The organism is Streptomyces sp. NBC_01635 (assembly GCF_045209715.1).
GTDB lineage: Bacteria > Actinomycetota > Actinomycetes > Streptomycetales > Streptomycetaceae > Streptomyces > Streptomyces hirsutus.
In genome coordinates this window covers 441,276-460,129 of record NZ_CP109277.1, presented here as the reverse complement: position 1 = coordinate 460,129, position 18,854 = coordinate 441,276, and the positions used below count along the sequence as shown (strand labels likewise).

Annotated in this window: 20 protein-coding genes and 4 pseudogenes; 11 read left to right on the top strand and 13 right to left on the bottom strand. The window is 69.2% G+C overall.

Translation table 11 applies throughout. The annotated features are described in order from the left end of the window. Positions 1-16: 16 nt before the first annotated feature. Positions 17-691, top strand: coding sequence for a DUF402 domain-containing protein (locus tag OHB56_RS02315; protein WP_406351333.1), 675 nt, complete (start codon positions 17-19; stop codon positions 689-691). A 10-nt stretch (positions 692-701) separates the two neighbouring features. On the opposite strand, the gene OHB56_RS02310 is transcribed toward OHB56_RS02315, so the two are convergent. Both OHB56_RS02310 and OHB56_RS02305 read right to left on the bottom strand, forming a co-directional pair. Further along, positions 702-923, bottom strand: a complete 222-nt coding sequence (locus tag OHB56_RS02310; protein WP_381023982.1) for a hypothetical protein — start codon at positions 921-923, stop codon at positions 702-704. Positions 924-1,384: 461 nt separating this feature from the next. Continuing rightward, positions 1,385-1,858, bottom strand: a complete 474-nt coding sequence (locus tag OHB56_RS02305; RefSeq protein WP_406358880.1) for a GNAT family N-acetyltransferase — start codon at positions 1,856-1,858, stop codon at positions 1,385-1,387. Positions 1,859-2,137: 279 nt separating this feature from the next. On the opposite strand from OHB56_RS02305, the gene OHB56_RS02300 reads away from it, so the two are divergent. The 5 genes and pseudogenes from OHB56_RS02300 to OHB56_RS02280 form a co-directional block, all read left to right on the top strand. Further along, positions 2,138-2,929, top strand: a complete 792-nt coding sequence (locus OHB56_RS02300; protein WP_406351331.1) for a transposase family protein — start codon at positions 2,138-2,140, stop codon at positions 2,927-2,929. Between the two features lie 320 nt (positions 2,930-3,249). Next, positions 3,250-3,999 (top strand): IS6 family transposase, encoded by a 750-nt coding sequence (locus OHB56_RS02295; RefSeq protein WP_406351329.1) that lies wholly within the window; start codon positions 3,250-3,252, stop codon positions 3,997-3,999. A gap of 572 nt (positions 4,000-4,571) precedes the next feature. Then, positions 4,572-5,852 carry an MFS transporter gene (locus OHB56_RS02290; protein WP_406351328.1) on the top strand — a complete coding sequence of 427 codons (1,281 nt, stop codon included), beginning with the start codon at positions 4,572-4,574 and terminating at the stop codon, positions 5,850-5,852. Between the two features lie 485 nt (positions 5,853-6,337). Further along, positions 6,338-6,754, top strand: coding sequence for a VOC family protein (locus tag OHB56_RS02285; RefSeq protein WP_326757288.1), 417 nt, complete (start codon positions 6,338-6,340; stop codon positions 6,752-6,754). A gap of 368 nt (positions 6,755-7,122) precedes the next feature. Continuing rightward, positions 7,123-7,619: pseudogene (locus tag OHB56_RS02280) on the top strand (IS5 family transposase); the annotation flags it as partial. A 29-nt stretch (positions 7,620-7,648) separates the two neighbouring features. On the opposite strand, the gene OHB56_RS02275 reads toward OHB56_RS02280, so the two are convergent. From OHB56_RS02275 to OHB56_RS02260, 4 genes and pseudogenes are all read right to left on the bottom strand, one after another. After that, positions 7,649-8,158, bottom strand: a complete 510-nt coding sequence (locus tag OHB56_RS02275; RefSeq protein WP_406351326.1) for an integrase core domain-containing protein — start codon at positions 8,156-8,158, stop codon at positions 7,649-7,651. Between the two features lie 228 nt (positions 8,159-8,386). Further along, positions 8,387-8,779 carry a hypothetical protein gene (locus OHB56_RS02270; RefSeq protein WP_406351324.1) on the bottom strand — a complete coding sequence of 131 codons (393 nt, stop codon included), beginning with the start codon at positions 8,777-8,779 and terminating at the stop codon, positions 8,387-8,389. A 191-nt stretch (positions 8,780-8,970) separates the two neighbouring features. After that, a pseudogene (locus OHB56_RS02265) lies at positions 8,971-9,206 on the bottom strand (1-acyl-sn-glycerol-3-phosphate acyltransferase); the annotation flags it as partial. Positions 9,207-9,274: 68 nt separating this feature from the next. Then, a complete protein-coding gene (locus OHB56_RS02260; protein ID WP_406351322.1) occupies positions 9,275-10,006 on the bottom strand; it encodes an IS6 family transposase in 732 nt (243 codons plus the stop codon). Between the two features lie 54 nt (positions 10,007-10,060). Here OHB56_RS02260 and OHB56_RS02255 point away from each other — a divergent pair. Both OHB56_RS02255 and OHB56_RS02250 read left to right on the top strand, forming a co-directional pair. Beyond that, positions 10,061-10,509, top strand: a pseudogene (locus OHB56_RS02255) (transposase); the annotation flags it as partial. 95 nt (positions 10,510-10,604) lie between these two features. Continuing rightward, a complete protein-coding gene (locus tag OHB56_RS02250; RefSeq protein WP_350848221.1) occupies positions 10,605-11,168 on the top strand; it encodes a dihydrofolate reductase family protein in 564 nt (187 codons plus the stop codon). A 335-nt stretch (positions 11,169-11,503) separates the two neighbouring features. Here OHB56_RS02250 and OHB56_RS02245 read toward each other — a convergent pair whose 3' ends face one another. The 4 genes from OHB56_RS02245 to OHB56_RS02230 all read right to left on the bottom strand — a co-directional run bounded on the left by OHB56_RS02245 (position 11,504) and on the right by OHB56_RS02230 (position 13,397). Further along, a complete protein-coding gene (locus tag OHB56_RS02245; RefSeq protein WP_406351320.1) occupies positions 11,504-11,818 on the bottom strand; it encodes a DUF2267 domain-containing protein in 315 nt (104 codons plus the stop codon). A gap of 261 nt (positions 11,819-12,079) precedes the next feature. Then, positions 12,080-12,283, bottom strand: a complete 204-nt coding sequence (locus OHB56_RS02240) for a cold-shock protein (RefSeq protein ID WP_055592011.1) — start codon at positions 12,281-12,283, stop codon at positions 12,080-12,082. Positions 12,284-12,529: 246 nt separating this feature from the next. Beyond that, the gene (locus tag OHB56_RS02235; protein ID WP_406351318.1) at positions 12,530-12,697 is read right to left on the bottom strand and encodes a hypothetical protein; all 168 of its coding nucleotides are present in this window, start codon (positions 12,695-12,697) and stop codon (positions 12,530-12,532) included. A 49-nt stretch (positions 12,698-12,746) separates the two neighbouring features. Then, complete coding sequence (locus OHB56_RS02230; protein WP_326756752.1) at positions 12,747-13,397, bottom strand: CBS domain-containing protein; 651 nt, start codon at positions 13,395-13,397, stop codon at positions 12,747-12,749. A 156-nt stretch (positions 13,398-13,553) separates the two neighbouring features. On the opposite strand from OHB56_RS02230, the pseudogene OHB56_RS02225 reads away from it, so the two are divergent. Continuing rightward, positions 13,554-13,655 (top strand): annotated as a pseudogene (locus OHB56_RS02225) (Hsp20 family protein); the annotation flags it as partial. A 150-nt stretch (positions 13,656-13,805) separates the two neighbouring features. Here the strand turns inward: OHB56_RS02225 and OHB56_RS02220 are convergent. Beyond that, the gene (locus tag OHB56_RS02220) at positions 13,806-14,864 is read right to left on the bottom strand and encodes a hypothetical protein (RefSeq protein ID WP_406351316.1); all 1,059 of its coding nucleotides are present in this window, start codon (positions 14,862-14,864) and stop codon (positions 13,806-13,808) included. Between the two features lie 1,628 nt (positions 14,865-16,492). Here OHB56_RS02220 and OHB56_RS02215 point away from each other — a divergent pair. Further along, positions 16,493-16,744 (top strand): hypothetical protein, encoded by a 252-nt coding sequence (locus OHB56_RS02215; RefSeq protein WP_406351314.1) that lies wholly within the window; start codon positions 16,493-16,495, stop codon positions 16,742-16,744. Positions 16,745-17,408: 664 nt separating this feature from the next. Here the strand turns inward: OHB56_RS02215 and OHB56_RS02210 are convergent. Beyond that, entirely contained in the window at positions 17,409-17,627 is a 219-nt protein-coding gene (locus tag OHB56_RS02210; protein ID WP_406351312.1) for a hypothetical protein, read from the bottom strand. Positions 17,628-17,909: 282 nt separating this feature from the next. Here OHB56_RS02210 and OHB56_RS02205 point away from each other — a divergent pair, with 282 nt between their 5' ends. After that, the gene (locus OHB56_RS02205; RefSeq protein ID WP_326756756.1) at positions 17,910-18,341 is read left to right on the top strand and encodes an SRPBCC family protein; all 432 of its coding nucleotides are present in this window, start codon (positions 17,910-17,912) and stop codon (positions 18,339-18,341) included. Between the two features lie 213 nt (positions 18,342-18,554). Here OHB56_RS02205 and OHB56_RS02200 read toward each other — a convergent pair whose 3' ends face one another. Next, positions 18,555-18,854: a hypothetical protein gene (locus OHB56_RS02200; protein WP_326756757.1), complete on the bottom strand. Its 300-nt coding sequence runs from the start codon at positions 18,852-18,854 to the stop codon at positions 18,555-18,557.

Sequence of the window (18,854 nt, the reverse complement as noted above, 5' to 3'; positions counted from 1 at the left end):
GGCGAAGGAGGAACGGGTGCGCACCTTCGAGACCGGGCAGACGGTCGTCAGGCGCGACGTACACGGCTCGGGCCGCGTGTGGAGCGAGCACGCGCTGCGCGTCGTCGCCGACACGAGCGAGGCCCTGGTGACCGCCTGCTTGCCGGGAGCTGAGACCCGCTGGCCCGCCCTCTACGCCAAGGCCCGCGCCGACGGCGACCGGTCGGTGCGCACGGAGGCGTTCGACGCCATGGCGACCGGCACATGGGAGCTCGCGGACGCGGTGTGGCAGGAGACCGAGCTGCTGCTGTGGAAGCCGCCGGCAGCCTGGTTCAGCGTCAACGCCTTCTACACGAGCGCCGGCCTGCGGAACTGGTACGTGAACTTCGAGCGCCCCATCGCCCGGACCAGCGACGGGTTCGACACCTTCGACCTCACCGTGGACCTGGTCATCGACCCCGACCTGACCGATTGGCAGTGGAAGGACGAAGACGAGTACGCACACGTACGGCGGCTCGGCATCGTCACCGACACCGAGCACCAGGCCGTGGATGCCGCCCGCGGCCAGGTCCTCGCGATGCTCACCGAGCGCTCCGGCCCGTTCACCGACGCCGCCGCGTGGACGGCCTGGCGATGGAACCCGGCCTGGCCCGCCCCGCGGCTGCCGCGGCCCGCGGCGGCCGCGGGCAGAGCTGCACCGGCAGGCGGCTGAAGCCGGGGATTCAGACGGCCAGGACGTCTCGCAACTCGCGGACGGCGGGCTCGTGGTGGTGCCGGGCAGGTATCGCTTCGTACAGGTCCTGGGTGCGCTGGTGGACCAGGCCGATGCGGTAGCCGTCCGGGAGCGCGGTCAGGGCGGCGATCGTCCGGCGGCAGGCCTGTTCGCTGTCGCCGTCATGATGGGCGCAGGCCGCGGCGTCGATGTGCAGCAGGGTGCGCGTCATGGTGCTGGTCAGCGCGGACAGCTCCAGGGCACGCTGCTGGTTCTCCCGGGCGCTTCGGTGTCTCCGAGGGGGTGAAGGCGTGGCTGAGGTGGACGTGGTGCTTCTGCTCGCCGTACGTCAACCAGGTGTCCGACCGCTCACCCTCGGGGAGCCTCTCCATGAGGGCGTCGGCAGCCGCGAGAGCCTGACGGGCTGGTGATTGAGGGAGTAGGCGCGGGCGGCGACGGCGGCCGCCAAGGCTGCCGCAGCGGTGGGCCCGGAGCCAGCGGCGTGGCGAGCCTGGTCGGCGAGGTCGGCCGCCGCCTTCGGGGCGCCGTAGTCAAGCGGGGCCATGGCCTCGCGGGCGAGAATCCAGGCATGTAGCTGGTCGTCGCCGGACTCAGTAGCTGCCCGGGCGGCAGTGGCGAACCAGGCGCGGGACTTCCGGCGGCTGCCCAGGTCGTGTAACGGGGTGGGGAAAATTATCCATCCAACCGCAGCACCAGCTCGTCGATCTCCGCTCCCCGCGCGTTCGCGAAACCCCGGTCCTCGCCGACGACCTTGAAGCCGCACTTCTCCAGGACCCGCACCGATCCGGTGTTGTCCGCCGCCGCCCGGGCGAGCAGCGGGCGTTCGGAGACCTCGGCGAGCAGCCCCCTCAGCGCCGCGGTCGCGATGCCCCGCCCCCAGTAGTAGCGATCGATGAAATACGTGACCTCCCGCTCGCCCGGCTCGCCGTACACGGCCGCGTGCCCGACCACATCGCCGTCCGCGAGCACGGTGCGGGTGACGACGTCGGGCGAGGCGAGGATGCGCTTCCAATGCGCGTCGAAGTGGGCCCGGTCCGTCGGGTCCTCGGCGGTGAAGGCGGCCATCAGATTCGACTCGGGGTCGCTCATGTGCCGGAAGAACACAGGCAGATCGCTGGGGTGCACGGGACGCAGGGAGACATCCATGGAAGCCATGGGCCCGACCCTAACGACCTTGGGGGAAGGACGGGAGTGAGTCGGCCGTGACACGCAAAGGGCTTTACGGGTTGGGCGAGTTGTGAAGCTGACCTGGGCCCGTACGGCCTGTACCCATCCTGCCCTGTCCGGGGTCTCCCGCGCACATTTCGGGGAGTTGCTCGAAGAACTCGCCCCGCCCTGGGCGGCGGCCCGCGCATCGGCCCTGCACGTGATGAGGGGCGGGCCCCGCAAGCGGGCCGAGGGTGCCGGACGCGCAAGCCGCGCCTGGTGTTCACCGACCGGCTCGCGGTCACCCTGGTCCACCTGCAGCTCGGACTGCCACATGCCGCCCTGGCCGAGTTGTACGGGGTGGACCGCTCCACCGTCTCCGCCGCGATCCGCGAGGTCAGACCCTTGCTCGCCGCGCGGGGCTTCGCCATCCCCAACCGCCCCGGTCTGCGCATCCGCACCCTGCACGACCTGTTCGCCTACGCAGATGCCGAAGGCGTCGACATCCGGCTCGACGGCACGGAAGTCCAGGTCCGACGCCCGCGCGCGGGCCGCCCCGGACGCAAAGCCTTCGTCTCGGGCAAGAAGAAGCAGAACACGATCAAGAGCACCACATTCAGCGACCACCAGGGCCGCGCCCTGTTCTCCGGCGTCGTCCGCCCGGGCCGCATGCACGACCAGACCGCTGTGCGTACCGAGGGCATCGCCGAACAGTTCCGCCTCCACCCCGGTGTGCACGCCGAGGTCGACTCCGGCTACCAGGGTCTGGCCAAGGAGTTCCCGTCCCAGGTCAGCGCCCCGCCGAAGAAGCCGGCCCAGGACTCTTCCGACGGCGACAAGCGTGCCTGGCGCGAGGCACGCAGGCGGCAGTCATCGGCCCGCATCGTGGTCGAACACACCAACGCCGAGTGCAAGCAGTGGCATCCGCTTCAGCGCTACACCGGACGCCGCGAGGACTATGAGCAGACCCACCTCGCCATCGCCGGCCTGGTCTCCGACCGCGCGGCCCGACGCACGACCCGTCGCCTCACGAGCACCGAACTCGTGCCCGTTCGCGCGACGGCCTGCTGAATCACCCACCAGCCGAACCGCCAGTCCAACACGACCCGACCTCAATTTTCCCCAAGGTCGTAAGACAATCGCCGCCATCCCGGCCATCTGCCCAGCCGTCCGGCACAGCCGCGCCCGAACCGGGGCGGGTTGCGGGACGGTCAGCAGCGTGTACAGACCGGCGAAGTCCGACACCAGGTCGGTAAGAACGCGGGTGGGTTGCTGGCTGTGGTAACCGTATCCGTAGCTTTCGGCTGCGGCCTCCAGGTCGGCCAGGTCCTGAGAGATATCGGGGGGAGAGGGTCTGGTCGGGCGTTGTCACGTTAGCGGACCGGCCTGAGATGATCTTGGAGTTGGTCGTGCCGGGGAGGGGTTCGCTCGTGTCGTCCGCGCCGCCGTCGTACAAGGGGCACCGGTACCCGGTCGAGGTGATAGTGCACTGCGTGTGGCTGTACTTCCGTTTCCCGCTGTCGTTCCGTGAGGTGGAGGAGCTGATGCTGCAGCGCGGCGTGCTCGTCTCCCACGAGACCGTCCGGCGTTGGTGCGCGAAGTTCGGGCAGGTCTACGCCAACGGCCTGCGCCGCCGGCCCGGCGACACGTGGCACCTGAACGAGATCTTCATCAGGATCAACGGCGGGCTGAAGTACCTGTGGCGGGCCGTCGACGCCGACGGCAACGTGCTCGACATCCTCGTACAGAACCGGCGGGACAAGGCCGCGGCCCGCCGCTTCTTCCGCACACTGCTCAAGAAGACCTGCTCGATGCCACGGGTGATCGTCACCGACAAGCTCCGCTCCTACCAGGCGGCTCACCGCGAGGTCATGCCCTCCGTCGAGCACCGCTCCCACAAGGGCCTCGACAGCCGGGCGGAGAACAGCCACCAGCCCACCCGGCAGCGCGAACGCGCCATGAAAGGCTTCCGCAGCATCGGCGGAGCCCAGCGCTTCCTGGCCGCGTTCAGCGGCACCTCACCCCACTTCCGGCCACGCCGCCACCTGATGACCGCCGCCCACTACCGCGCCGAGATGATCACGTGCTTCGCCGTCTGGAACCAGATCACCGGCTTCGCCGGCCCGCCTGCCGCGGCCTGACCCGAAACTGCCGCCCGGCCCCACCACACCCGGCACACCGTCAGGTACTCGCACACTCAACAACGTGACAGCGCCCCAGCAGCGCATCAACCGCCACGCGCCGGCCGGCTTCCCCGCTCCCGGCAACGGCCCGCCGCCTGCGTCTCGCACGGCCACCGGCGACAGCTCTGCACCAGAAGCAGGAGGTACCGGGCCGCGGGCGGGTAACCGGCCGTCCATGCCGGTTGTGAAGCAGCGCCCGATCTAAATTCACAAGCTTGGTGATCTTGTGAGGATAGGCCGCCACCTGTGACACGCAGGACCTGGAGCGCGCTGAACAAAGTAACCCCGGGCGGGGTCACGCCGCCTGCTCTCCTGGGGGAGGTACGCAGGCGGCACCAAGACAGGGGCGAGCCCGTTTACCCCCGTGACGGGCCCGCCCCCCTGTTCACCCCGCAGTGTTTCGAGCGGAGTTCACGTGTAGCGTTATGTCATGTCCATGACTTGAACAGCTGTGGCGTTCTCCTCCGCGTGAGCGGCCGGCAACGCCTTGGCCGTCCGTTCGTGTCCCGCCCAGTGAAAGCCCCCACTTCGTGACCGTCTCCCCCTCCAAGGCCCAACCGGCCGGCCGGCACGCGGCCGTCCCCGTCGGCAGCCTGTTCCGGCGGGTCTACGTACCACGCGCCTGCGACGCCCTCGCCTACTCCATGGCTACCTACGCCATGCCGCTCCTCGTGCTGGCCACCACCGGCTCCGTCTCCCTGACCGGCCTGGCCTTCGCACTGGAGTGGATACCCCGGGTGGCCGTGTTCGGCTTCGCCGGCACTCTGGTGGACCGCAGCGGCGCGGCGATCGTGTGCTTCCTTGCCTCCCTGGCCCGCGCCCTGCTGGTCGCCGGCGGTGGTGTCGCGCTCGTCCTGCTGCCGCCGGGTACGGGCGAGACCGTCACCGTCATGGCACTGGCGGCGGTGACCGGGGCGCTGACACAGTTCAGCTTCATCGCCAACGAGGCGGTCGGCGCCACCGTCAGCCGCCGTACCGACGGGCAGGCCCACAAGGTGCAGTCGGTGCTGATCGGCATCGACCAGACGGCCACCCTCGTCGGCCCGGCCCTGGGCGGCGTTCTCCTGCTCAACGGGCCGACCGGCATGCTGGCGTGCCTGAGCGTGCTGTCCTTCCTGTCCGCCGCACTCGCCCTGCAGACCCCACCCACCCCCCTGCGCGCCACGCGCCACGGCGGGCCGGCGCCGGGCGGCGGCCTGCGGGAAGGATGGAAGACCCTGCGCTCCCTGCCGTCCCTGCGCCGGCTGGTGACCGGACTGGCCTGCTCCAACCTCATGCTCGGGCTGCTGCAAGCGGCCACCCCCATCCTCGTGGAGGACCACTTCGGCCGGTCCCCGGCCGCCGCCGGCGCGCTCTGGTCCATCGCCGCGGCCGCCACACTGATCGCGGTCGCCTGCTGCCGGGCCGGCCTGGACCGGCTCGGCCTGTGGGGAGTCGGCGTCATCAGCGCAACCGTCGCGGCCGCCGCCTGCCTCGCCGTGCCCCAGGCCCCCTCCTACACCGGCTACGTCGCCCTCGTGGCCCTCTTCATGGCCGCCGACGGAGGACTCACCGTCGTCCTGCGCACCCTCCGCTCACAGGTCATCCCACCCGCCGCCTTCGGCACGACCCTCTCCCTGACCATCCTGCTCCTGCTGCTGCCCTTCCCCGTCGCGGGCCTCCTGCTCGCCCTCACCCCGCCGCCCTACCTGAACAGCCTCATCAGGGCCTGCGCCCTCATACAGGCACTCACCCTGCTCGTCACCTTCCTACGCCTGCGCAACGACCCGATGCTCCGCACCACCACGGTCCCGGCCCACCGCAAGACCTGACCCGGCCATTCAGCCGCCCAAGCGCCAGTTCGACGACAAGCACGGCGGCAGCGACTCCCCCCGCCCCGAATCGACCTCGCCCCGCCGCGGCCACCACCTGACCCCCTTGTCTGCCCGGACGCCCCTGGCAGTGTGCGTCAAACGCCTCGATTGGATGACAGGGGACAGAATTCGGTAGTCACGCCGGGGCCCTCTCTCATGATCAATGTCGATGAGTTTGGGAGTCACTGTGGCTTTTTCTCGGTGGAGTCGCCGTTTCACCCGACTCAGGCGGGGCTACCGTGGCCAGGCATGGGTCTGTTCTGCGTTGGACGCGCTCGTGCTGGTCTGGGACTGTGAGATTGACGGCGTCTCCTTGCGACTACCCGTCTGGGACTGGCCTTGTTGTCCAGAGAGTCGATCTGCCAGCCGTGGTGCGAACGGGGCATGCCGACCCGGTGAACGGACGTGGCGAACAAGAACTGACTCTCAAGGAAGCAGTGACGATGGTGAATTTTCCTGCACTGGCACATGTTGCACTGACCGTGTCCGACTTGCGTACGAGCGCGGCCTGGTACCAGCGGCTGATCGGCGCCGAGCCGATCCTGGACGAGGACACCGGCCCCTTTCACCACATCATCTTCGCCCTCGGGAACGGCACGATGCTCGGTCTCCACGCCTTTCCTCCCGACACCGCGAGCACTGATCAGGGTTGGGCTCGATTCGATGAGCGCCGAGTCGGCCTCGACCATGTCGCCTTCGCCTGCGCCGACCGAGCCGAACTGGAGAACTGGCGGAAGCGCCTGAATGACCTAGGCATCGAGCACAGCGAAATCGTCGACGCCCACTACGGATCCGGACTCGCCCTGCGTGACCCTGACAACATCCAGCTGGAATTCTTTGCGCCGCCATCCCGGAGTTGATCCACTGAAGGCGTCCGAAGCGTCGTAGTTGCATTGCCTGGGTCCTCGATGAACCGGGTGCACAGGGCAAGCTGCACTGTCGCGGTGCGCGATTGGCTGCGGCTCCTGGAGATGAGCCGCGCACCGGAGTGAGGTTCCCCCGTGAGCGGAGGATGCTGGCAGAGGGCCAGATGGGTCTCATGAGAGGAACATCGACCATGGCTGCCCCAGGAAAGTACCCGTTGGAGTTGCGTGAGCGTGCGGTGCGGATGTATCGGACCTCATCGGATAACCCGATCCATGGATGGATGTCCGGTCAACGAACCAGCACCTCGGCGGTCACCGTGGCTGGAGAGGAACTACTTGCCTCTTTCAAGCAACGGCATTGGGACACCGGCTGCAAGTGGCGGGCACTCCCTCGGGACTTTCCGCCCTGGTCGACGGGCTACAAGTTCTTCGCGCGCTGGGCGGCGGCCGGCGTTGTCGCCGTCCTGTGCGACCAGCTTCGCCGCAAGGTACGCACCAGCGCGGGCAAGACGCCCAGGCGGTGGCGGTGATCATCGACTCCCAGTCGGTGAAGGCTGCCGAGACCATCGGGAAGGACTCCCGCGGCTATGACGCGGCCAAGAAAATCAACGGGCGCAAGCGCCACCTCGTGGTCGACACGCGCGGCTTACCCCTGCTGGCCATGGTCACCCCCGCTGACCTGACCGACCGCGACGCGGCCAAGGAGGTACTCTTCCGCCTGAGGCTCATGTACCCCGAGATCACCGTGGTCTGGGCCGACTCCGCCTACGCCGGCCAGCTGGTCGAGTGGGCGAAGAAGACACTGAAGCTGACGATCAACGTCGTCGCCCGCCCGCCGGGACGCCCCGGCTTCATCGTTGCCCTTGCCGATAACCCCATCTGCGCAGGTCATGCGGCATGCTCGTACTTGTGAAGAACGCCGCCGAGGCGATCGGATCGTCGTATGTCGAGGCGGACTGTCTCGTCCGGATCGGCGATCGGCGCCGGCAAGGGGTTCAGCGGGCGGGCGTTCGCGATGCCCTGGTGGGGCGGGTGGGAGTTGTAGAACTTCTCGAACGCGCGCAGGGCATGGAGCAGGTGCCGCTGGTTCCAGATCAAGATGCGGTCCAGCAGCTCGCCCCGACAGGTCTGCACCCACCTCTCCATGATCGAGTTCATTCTCGGCATCCGGACTCCCGTCAGCATGACCTCGATCCCCGCGTCGGCCAGGACGGCGTCGAACAGGGCGGGGAACTTGCCGTCCCGGTCCCGGATCAGGAACCGCGCCCAGCAGCCGGTGTCCTCGAGGTCCATGCCGAGGTTCTTCGCCGCCTGTGCCACCCAGGCGGCCCGCGGGTGCGCGGGTGCGCGGGTGCGCGGGTGCGCGGGTGCGCGGGTGCGCCCAGCACCCGGATCCACCGGCTGGCGTGCTCGATCACCGCGAAGACGTACAGCCGCGTCCCGGTCAACGTGACCGTTTCGAAGAAGTCGCACGCGAGCAGGGCCTCGGCCTGCGAGCGCAGGAAGTCCGCCCAGGTACTCGAGCTCCGTTCGGGTGCCGGGTCGCTCCCGGCCTCCTTGAGGATCTTCCAGACGGTGGAGGCGGCCACCGTCACGCCGAGGACCAGCAGCTCCCCATGGACGCGCCTATATCCCCAGCCGGGATTTTCCCTTGCCAGGCGCAGGACGAGGGCGCGGATGGAGCGCACGGTCCGTGGCCGGCCCGGGCGCTTCGGCCTGGACTGGTCGGCGTGCCGACGCGCGGCCAGTGTCGCGATGCCGGTGAAGCACCGTGTCCGGCTGCACCGGCAGCCGCAGCCTGCGCGGCACATCTCGCAGCAGCCGGTGCAGCAGCGCGGCGAGGAACGCCCGGTCGGTCGGCGTGAACCACGCCCGTTCCCTTCCCAGTTGGCGCTCCAGTACGGTGATCTGGTGGCGCAGCGCCAGGATCTCGACGCCCTTGTCCCGGTCGCTCATCGACAGCAAGCGCGACATCGCGAACTTGTTCGTCACACTGAGGTAGGCCAGTGGCAGCAGCATGGCGGATCATCATGCCGCGGTGATCGCTAACCGTGCGAGGGCCCCGGTGCCATCAGCCACAGCTGGCATGCCCCAGACCCCGCACACGGCTCCCACCAGGACGGACGAGTTTTTGGCAAGGGCAGGTCGCATGACTCTCGCTTGGGACGGACGGCCGTCCGGACCGGATCACACCCAAGGGCGGCGGGACCTTAGCCCCGCCGCCCCCTCGCCTGTGCGGCCTTCACGTCGGCCGCATACCGGTCCACGTACTCTCCTGGCCCGACAGCCGCAAGATTGCGTACGTGATCTCGTCGGTGACGGCCCGCAGCACTGTCTTCTGGTGCGCCATCCCCGCAAAGCGCGAGAAGTCCAGCGGCTTGCCGAAACGGATCGTGACCGCTGGGAGTCTCGGCAGGACCCGTCCCGGAGCCCGGATCTGGAACGTGGGCGTTGTCACGTTGTTGAGTGTGTGAGTGCCTGACGGTGTGATGGGGCCGGGGTCCGGCTCCGTGCTCAGGCCGCAGCAGGCAGGCCGGCAATGCCGGTGATCTGGTCCCAGACGGTGAAGCGGATGGTCATCTCGGTGCGGTATTCGGTGGCGGTCGTCAGGTGGCGGCGGGGCCGGAAGCGGGGTGAGATGCGGCTGAAGGCGGCCAGGAATCTTTGTGCGGCGCCGACGGAGCGGAAGCCCTTCATCGCCCTTTCACGCTGCCGGGTGGGCTGGTGGGAGTTCTCGGCCCGATTGTTCAGGCACTTCGACCTTCGGTGCTCGACCGACCGCATGAGCTCGCGGTGGGCGACGCCGTAGCTGCGGAGCTTGTCGGTGATCAGTACCCGCGGTACCCGGCCCTGCTTCTTCATCAGCTTGGCGAGGAATCGCTTGGCGGCCTTGGCGTCCCGGGTGCCCTGGACGAGGATGTCCAGGACGTTGCCGTCCCGGTCGACCGCCCGCCACAGGTACTGCCGCTCACCGTTGGCCTCGATGAAGACCTCGTCCGGATGCCACGTGTCACCGGCCCGGGGTCGGCGCCGCCGCAGCTCGCGTGCATAGACCGGGCCGAACTTCACGCACCACTGCCGGATCGTCTCGTACGAGACGGTCACGCCCCGGGCGAGCATCAACTCCTCGATCTCGCGGTAGCTCAGCGGGAAACGGTGGTAGAGCCACACGCAGTGGGCGATGACCTCCGCCGAGAACCGGTACCCCTTGTACGACGGCGACACGACGCCCCTCCCGACGGCCAAGGACTTGAGAATCGTCCCAGGCACTCGGCGTATCAGCCAAGTTGACAACGCCGGAACCGGTTCTCGGTGAACGCGATGTCCGCGATCAGCACCAAGGGGCGGATGCACTTCATGGTCTTCACCGAGTCGTTCGACGCGAAGGTCATGTGCCGCTTCCTCACCCGGCTCGTCGGCCACTTCGACCGCAAGGTTCATCTGGTCGTGGACCGGCACTCGGCCCACCGTTCGAAGGCCGTCCGGGCCTGGCTCGCCAACCACAAGGACCAGGTCGAACTGCACTTCCTGCCCTCGTACTCACTCGAGCTGAACCCGGACGAGCTCGTCAACGCCGACCTCAAGCGCAGCCTGCCCCACACCCACCGGGCCAGGAACCAGACCGAACTCGCCTCCGAAACCCGCCGGTTCCTTCACCGCCGACAACACCAACCTCACATCGTGCGCGGATACTTCTGCGGTCGGCACGTCGACTACGTCATCGACGAGGGAACCCCAGCAGTTTCTGACCAACTACGCTCACATCAGCCGCATAACCCGTGTCCAGGATTCGGGGTCAAGGCCCGTCTAGACTTCCGAGACCGACTGACGGAAGGCTGGCGCTATGCGGAGACTGCTCTACGGCATGAACCTGTCCCTGGACGGCTATGTCGCCGCGCCCGGCGACGACCTCAGCTGGAGCGGGCCGAGCGAGGAGCTGTTCCAGTGGTGGCTCGACCAGGAGCGGGCGATCAGCCTGTTGCTGTATGGGCGCAAGCTGTGGGAGACCATGAGCGCCTACTGGCCGACCGGCGACCAGCAGCCGGGCGCCACCCCGGCGCAGATCGAGTTCGCGCGGAACTGGCGGGACACGCCGAAGGTGGTGTTCTCCTCGACGGTCGACAAGGTCGACTGGAACACTCGCCTGGTCACCGGCGACGCGGTCGCGGAGATCACTCGGCTCAAGGCCGAGGACGGTGGGCCGATGAGGGTCGGTGGCGCAGCGCTCGCCGGGGCGGCGATGCGGGCCGGGCTGATCGACGAGTACGCGATCGTCACCCATCCGGTCCTGGTGGGTAGCGGCACACCGTTCTTCACCGCGCTGGACAGCTGGGCGAACCTGAACCTGGTGGAGACACGGACGTTTCCCGGCGGTGTGGTCCTGACCAGGTACGAGACGAGGCGCTGAACGCGCTGGTCGAGCGGTGGGACATCGACGACGACCAGCGACGGATCGGGTCACGTCCACGGACCGTCGGTGAGCAGTTCGCTGTCGAACAGCCGCTGCGGATATCGGAGCGGGTGTGGACGCTGCTGCGGGTCACGCTGTACGCGGTCGCCCGTGACGGCGCAGTGCGGGAGCTGGCCTGAGTCGCAGCCGGAGGGGTGTTCCCTCGCGCGCCTGCTCGGCCTCGGACAGGACCTGATGATCACCCGCACGCCGGCCCCGCGGACGGGACAGCAGCGCGTCCCGGCCACCCGCCTGCCACCTCGCCCACCACGCCCCGACGCGCCATCAGACACTCACACACCCAACAACGTGACAGCGCCGGGAACACAATGTACGTACCGATCCCTCGGGGTTGCGCTCTTGATCAGCAGGGCGACGGCTTCGACGAACTCGTGCGGGCTGAGCGGTTTGGTCGCCGGCAGGGGTTCGAGGAGCAGCGGTTGACATTGCGCCGGAAGCCGGTCGGCGAGTCCCGTGCGTTCGGAACCCAGCAGGTGGGCGTCCAGGGCGGACAGCACCGCCCGGGTGACCCGCTCGGCCTCTCCCGTGGTGGTGTACTCGCCGCGTTCTTGGACGTGGGCCATGAACGGTTCCCATGCGATCGCCATGGTGGCCTCCCTCATCGGGTGTGCGGCATGTGCGCATGACGGGCCGACCTGCCCGCGGCGCGGCCGCCGCGGCTGAGCTCGCCGGCGCTGACAGCGATTGCGGGGCTTGGCCTGCTCGGCGACCGGGATCGTCAGGCGCAGCATGCTGGCGTCGTGGAGGTTGCTCGCTCCCCGGCAGCCGCTTCGCGTCGAGTTGAGATGGTGATCACCTGGTACATGTCCCAGCGGGGGCCTGCCGTCCGGCCCTGCGGGGCGCTGTGGTCACGCCGGTCGGATGTTCTCCGCCTGCGGTCCCTTCTGGCCCTGCGTGACGTCGAACTCGACCTTCTGCCCCTCCTGCAGCTCGCGGAAGCCCTGAGCGGCAATGTTGGAGTAGTGGGCGAAGACGTCAGGTCCGCCGCCCTCCTGCTCAATGAAGCCGAAGCCCTTTTCTGCGTTGAACCACTTCACGATGCCCTTGGCCATGGCCTGCTGCTCCTTTGAGGAAGACCGGGCTCGCACCCTGCGGGCCCGGGAGGTGATCGCCCTGGTCCGAAGAGGTGCTGAACAGCAAAAACGCCCATGATCGTGATCACGGGCGAACGGGACTTCGGAACCACGACTGCTGGATAACGACGCTACACCGCGCGGTCGGCAGCTGCTAACGACGCGGCCGCCGATCGCGGGAGGCGATCGTGGTTCACCCGGACAACCAGCAGCAGGTTCGCCGGCCTACTCGCTCCGGCCGGGCGCCGACCGTCCATGGAACGGCTGGTCGTTCTCCGCCGGGTGCGGCACGAACAACACCTCAGGAGTCACCCTGGTCCGGCCGAGCTGGTGGTCGAAGTCGGCGTCGCCCGCGACGCCTCGGACCAGTCGGCGGCGGAAGTACGCCAGCATGGGATCCTTCACGTCCTGTGCTGCGGCCGGACTCCCAGGGGCAGAACGCTTAGCCCGCCCGGGCGACGGCGAGGTGGGCATCCACGGCGACGACACCGTCGACGCCCTGGCAGAGGCCCACGACCACCGGAACGAGCCGTGGTTCCGGGACGTGACCCCGCAGGGTGACGACCCCGTCCCGGACCTCGACCGCGACGGAGCCCTCGTCCAGGCCGAGGAGGCGCCCCAGGACGTCCTGCTCGACCTCGCCGCGGATCTCGACGTCGGAGCGGATGAAGGCGTCGAGCAGGTCGCTGCGGGTGACGATGCCGGTGAGGAGCCCGTCGTCGCCGACCACTGGCAGCTGCTTGACGTGCCGCCCGCGGAGTTCCCGCGCGGCCCGGGGGATCGTCCAGTCGGCGCGGGCGGTGAAGACGGGGCTGCTCATGAGCGCGCCCGCGGTCCGGGCCCGGGCCTTGCCCCAGGAGCGCTCGTCGTTCCCGTCCTGCCCCTGCGGATCGGGCATGCCGGTCTCGTGCCGCAGCACGTCGGACGCGGACACGACGCCGACGGGAGCGCCGTCCTCGTCGACGACCGGGGCCGCGACGATGTCGTTCGCGTCCAGCAGGGCGGCGACCTCCTGGAGTGGTGTGGTGGGGCGGAGGGTGACGACCTCCTCGGTCATCACGTCACCGACCGTGCGGCGGTACAGCATGGGCATCGGCCTCCTCCGCTGTGCGACGGGGCGGCCGTGGTCGGGCCGCCTGGGCGGACAACGCGCGGCGCGCCGGCCTCCGCGGCGCTGCCCGCTCGTCCACGCCGTATCTCCTACCCATGACAGCACCGCGCAGCTCCGACGACCAGTGAGTTCGACGCCGAAGGTGTCGAGGCGACGCTGAGCGAGGGCGTGCTGTGCGTCAAGGTGCCCAAGGCGGAAGCGGTAAAGCCGCGCCGTATCGAGATCCAAGCCGGAGAGTGACACCCGGCTGGCGAGCAACCCTGGAGCCCGGGTAAGGGTTCACGCTCCAGGGGCTGCTCGCAGCCCGCTCATCGTGCCCCCGTGCGCGGACTGCAGGGTGAGGGGCTGTCCGCATTCACCCGCCGCCGACAGCACGCTCACCCGCTTGGTTCACCGGGCGGTGCGCGCTTCGGCGGCGGAGGCGACCTCCTGGCGCTCCTGGTGGCGCCGTTCGTACTCCTGGACCTGGCGGGCGACGCTGGCGGGGACGTTCTGTAACCGGGCGGTGATCTCGTCCGGGCTCATGGTGTCGTAGCCGGGCCAGGGTTCGCTGCCGCGCAGCTGCTCGATGGAGTCCAGGACTCCGGGCCGCTTGGCGTGGGTGCGTTCGTATCCCTCGATGACCGTCAGGTCCGACTGGGAGAGTGTGCGCAGTCGCTGCTGAATTTCGTCGACGCTGAGCTGGCTGAAGCGGAGGATCGGCAACTCCTCCTCCCGGGTCACCGCACCCTGGATCTCTTCTTCGGCCATGCGGGTCGGCTCGGGCATCTCCCGCACAGCGCCCCCGGCCGCACCCCGGGCCCGCCGGCCGCCGGTCTGCGCAACGTCTTGCACCCGGTCGGCGGCGGTCCGCACGGCGCGGGCGGCCGCGTCGGCCCAGCCGCCGCCGTTCTCCTGGACGAAGCCGTTGGCCGCGGCCGCCACGGCCCGGGCGTTCTGGGCGACGCTGTCCTCCAGCCTCTGGAGCAGTTCCTCGTCCTGGCGGCGCAGTGCGGCGAGCAGATCGGCGGTGGCCTGGTCACGGACCTCTTCGGCGATGCTCTCCCCGGCCCGGCAGGCCGCCAGCGCCCGGGCTGTGACCGCGTACTCGTCTTCGGCGTTCCTCAGCAGCCGCCGCTCGTCGTTCGGCCGCCGGCCGCGCAGCATGTCCGTCACGAGCGTGGATCCGATGGTCAGCGGCAGCATGGCGGTGCGCACGGCGCTGCGTGAGATGAGCCGCACGATATCGACGCTGTCCCCGACAAGCCCGCTGGGGGGCCGCAGATCGCGCACGTGGTCCTCGATGCGCTGGAGGCTGTCTTGGACGTCGTCCACCTCGCGCTCGAGCATCTGCCGGTACGGGCCGGCCGGCGTGACCGTCGCATCGGCCCTGAACCGGTCGACGACCGCCTCATGCGCCTCGCGGGCATCCTCCAACGCCGGTACGACCGCATCCGTCATCACTGCCATGAGGTGTGCTCCCTGGGGGTCAGGCGGTCGGCCAGAGGGCCGCGCAGGTGGACACGGCTGCCGCCGGGCCATTCGGGCGGCCGGGCAACCGGGAACCATCCTGAGGGACACCGAGCAAGATCGCCCGGAGGCTGGACCGCGACCGGCTGGGGCGCACCACTCCCGGACGCCTGTTGCCCTGTTGTGCCAAGGCGACAGGCGGGAAAGAGAATGTATTCCCCTTTCCCAAGCGGCTGACCCTCGCACGCGGACCCGGGCGGGCGCGGCGCCGTTGTGGGGCCAGCGTGTGGGCTGAACGGGTGATGACGGCGATTGTGCTGTGTCGGAAACCCTCATCACACTTTGGCCCAGGCGTGAATCCTCGCTTCGACGACGCAGTGCCGTATGCGGCACCGCTCGGCCTTACCGGCTCCCGGCCCGAGCGGGATGACCTGGGCGCCGGCGTCCAGCGTGACGGCGGGAGAAGCCGGGCCGTGATGGTCATCTGCTCAACGGTGATTGTTGCCGCTGCTGTGCTGCTTGCCGTTGCGGACCGGCTCGCTTGAGAGACTCAGAGATGACTGGTCAGGGCAGGCCAGATGGTCCGCGGGCAGCCGGGGTCGATGCGGGTGTGTGCCTGCGTGACCAGCTGGCCGAGACGATCCCTCTCTTCGCTCGCAGACAGCGGCGATGCTGTCGCTGGCTCCCGGCCGTGTGAGTGCAGCCAGTGCCCACGGGCCAGAGCGCGAGTCATCATCTGGCTCGCAGCCCGGGGGATGGCAGGGAGGAGCGAGCGATGGCACGGATGTTCGTCGAGGGTGAAGACTTGGTCGTACACCTGTCGTGGCGGGAAATGGCAGCCGCCCGCCGCGGCAACGTGCGCGTGCCGCTGACGGCGGTGTGCCGGGTGACGGTCGAAGCCAACTGGTGGCGCGCTCTGCGCGGAGTCCGGCAGCGCGGCCTCTGGATCCCCGGGGCCCGGTGCATCGGCACGCGCAGCCATCACGCCGGGATGGACTTCGTGGTCATCCGGCCCGGCAGACCCGTCGTGTGCGTCGAACTCCGGCCCGGCGCTCCCTTCCGCCTCCTTGCCGTATCCGTACCGACCCACGGGGAGGCCAGGGCCACGGCTCAATGGCTCAGTCGAACCGCACCAAAGATCGACACGTCCACGCCATGCCGGCAGCCGCTCCCGGTACCCGAGGAGAACTCTGAAGGGAGCGCGTCTCGCTGCCTACCCGCCAAGAGGTGTGGCGACCGGAATCGTCCACGATGGTCCACGACGTCCCGGACAACGTACTAGCCCCACTCCAGAAGCCACACCCGGCCGAGGCTCGCCCGGATCAGTGTGCGGCCTGGCGGTGCGAGCTTCGGCAGCCGGCTCTCCTGTCGAGTCGTCCGGAACCGTAAGCGGTGCGAACACCGTCCCCGGGCCGAGCCGAGGAATCACAACGTAGGTCTGGAAGGCACCGGCCTCTCGCGCACGGAAAGTGCCCACGATTCGCTGACCTCATGGGAGTTGGCGACCGCGCCGGCTTCGGCGCTTTTAGTGGCGTGGGAGCCGGAGCCGTCGCACCGGGCGGCTCCTAGACTTGGATCGGGAGCCTGGCCTGCGTCGATGTGCCCGGTGCGGGAAGGCGGTGGGCTCCATGCCGTATGTCGCTGTGAGTGTGCTGAGCCACTCCGGGCTGCTCCGCGAGGGGAACGAGGACAGCCTCGTCGTCGGACCGTGGACCTTGTGCACCACCGTGACCGAGAATCCGCAGACCCAGGTCTTCCCGCTCGGGATGCCCCTCGTCGTCGCCGTCACCGACGGGCTCGGCGGACATCCGGGCGGCGACATGGCCAGCGCCATGGCCGTCCGCCGGATCGCATCGATCGGTCCCGCCCTGAGCAGCTAGGACGCTGTCCGTGACGCCTTGAACGCCTGCAACCGCGCCGTGTGCGAGGCCGCCGGCGGCCTCGGCAGCGAGCTGTCAACCACGGGGACGACGGTCGCCGGCGTCGTCGTCCAGCCCGGCTCGCTGCCGGTGCTCAACGTGGGTGACAGCCGGGTCTTCGCGGCCTCCCGCGGCGGGCTGCGCCAGATGAGCGTCGACGACAGCCCCCCTGCTCGATCCCGGGGAGCGCACCACGCCCCTCATCACCCTGTGCTTGGGCGGCACCCCCGTCTACCGTCCCATCCGTCCTCACGTGACGGCCACCCCAGTGGCGTCCGGTGACCGCTACCTCATCTTCACAGACGGCCTGACCGACCTGCTGACGACCGACGTGCTCGACGAGGTGATGGGGGAGGGGAGTACGAGGACGGCCGGGCGGCTTTTGAGCTGTGGAAGGCCGCCATCGCGGCGGGCAGGCCCGAGAACATCACGCTGGCGGTCGTACGCGTCGGAGACGAGTAGGGGACGGCCAGGCTCGAGCGCCGGATCCCGCTGCCCCCGGACCGATGGGAGGTGACCGGTTCCTGCGTGCAAGGTGCGCCGGGACCGGCGGCGCATGAACGAGCGGGCTGCGGAGTGGGCACGGGACGATACGCGATGTCGGGGAAAGACGGAGCGACGGTGGCTACGCCGTGCTGTTCCAGCCATATGGTCCGCCGACGCGCCACTCGATCAGCTCGGGGTCGTCGACTGCCCGATCCTGGGCGGGCAGGCCCGTACAATGCAGGAAGTCCAGCACGTCGAACAGGCTGTACGCGATGCCCACGCGCGCGCCGTGGATGGTCAGCCGCCGACCGCCGACCGACTCCGGCGGATGCACGACCACAGGTGGGCACACGTCCATGGCACCAGCATGCGCCGGGACCGGTCGGCCCGCAGCTTCCGGTCCTTCCGGGGTTCCCAGCCCGAGATCCGCAGGGGGTCGCCGGGCGAGTCCAGTCCCGGGGTGCGGCATCGCGGGCGGCCTCGGCCCGGAAGGGGCCCGGAAGCCGACCGGGCCAGGCCAGGCCAGGCCATTGAGTGAGTCACATGGTGGTCAGTCCTCTCGTATTTCGGTCGATGATCTATTACCGGGCGCACACTGGATGTAGATGGCCATGTCGTTGGCCGAACATGGAGGTAGGCCATGAGCACTCTCGAAGAACACATCGACGTCGGAGTTCCGATCGACACGGTCTGGGACAGCCTCCACCGGGTGGAGGACTATCCGCGCTTCGTGGAAGGAGTGCGCGAGGTCCGTACGGAGGCGGGGGGTCGGGCGCGTTTGGAGGTCGAGGCCGACGGCCGGGTCCGGGAGTTGGAGGCCGAGGTCTCGGACCGCAGGGGGGAAGGCGTGATGGAGTGGCACACCACGGGCGCCCCCGAGCTGGTGGGTTCCGTCTCGCTGAAGCCGATCGACGAGAACCACACCCGGGTCCAGGCCAGGCTCGAGTACGACCCGGGCGCGATCAGGGAGGCCCTCGGCGGGCCGAAGGGATTCGCCCAGGCGAACGCGATCGAGCGGCTCGTCCGGAGCGATCTGGAGCATTTCAAGGAGTGCGTGGAACAAAGGCGGTGAGGGTAGCAAAACGCGGGCGCTGCAAGGCTGTGGAGAACGGCAGCCTCTACTCGGAGCGGCCGCCGCGCGGCGAGCTGGGTGCTGCAACTCGTGCTCGCGGTGGCGTGTCGACGGTGGGTCGGGACCGCTTTCGCACGAGCGTGTGGACGGGGGTGGGGGACCCTGGCGGAATGCTCCCCGCAGAGCAGCGACATCGGGCTGGCGGTATGCCGGTCAGGTCTCGATCACGGCATCGCAGTCGGGGCAGACCACGGATGCGTACCCCGCGGGGTACCAGGGCGCCCCGGGGTGCTCGGAGGGCTTCCAGCTGGCCTTCTCCATGGCGAAGGTGTCCTTGCCGCAGAGGGTCCGCGGTCCCGTGGTGGCGGGTGTTCCCGGGGCGGAGGGCGCTGCGTGCACCCTGCGGACAGGCCGTTCCGCACAAGCCGGTATCCCCGGGGGAATGCGCGGGGCCATCGGCTTGTCGAGCTCGTACACGACGACGATCCCGCTCATTCCTCCGAACTCGCTCAT